The sequence below is a fragment of the Pseudomonas sp. GQ91 genome, assembly GCF_059758795.1.
Genome location: NZ_JCAXED010000071.1, coordinates 1 through 326, shown reverse-complemented (window position 1 = coordinate 326; position 326 = coordinate 1). Strand labels below are relative to the sequence as shown.

Sequence of the window (326 nt, the reverse complement as noted above, 5' to 3'; positions counted from 1 at the left end):
CCCGCTTCTTTCAGGGATTGGATCGAGCCGTCGGTGCGCTTTTTACCGGTGTCGAGTTCGTTGTAGGTATTGATCACCGCGTAGGTGTCTTTCCAGTCCCAGCCACGTTTTTTCGCTTCGGCGGCCATCGCGGCGCCCTGCTTCTGGCCGACTTCGAAGGCGGCCATGCCCAGGTACGGCACGTCTTCCATGAAGTTGCCCTTGGCATCGACAAAACGGTCATCCACCGCCATGACTTTCAAGCCATTGCGCTTGGCCTTGGCGACGATGGCCGGGCCGAGGGCGACGTCCGGCGGGCAGATCACAAAGCCCTTGGCGCCGTTGGC

1 protein-coding gene is annotated in these 326 nt (G+C 61.3%); it reads right to left on the bottom strand.

The window, feature by feature from the left end; translation table 11 throughout:
- Window positions 1-326: type 1 periplasmic-binding domain-containing protein (locus AC6CIA_RS26465; RefSeq protein WP_498316116.1), on the bottom strand; the 326-nt coding region annotated here is incomplete at both ends.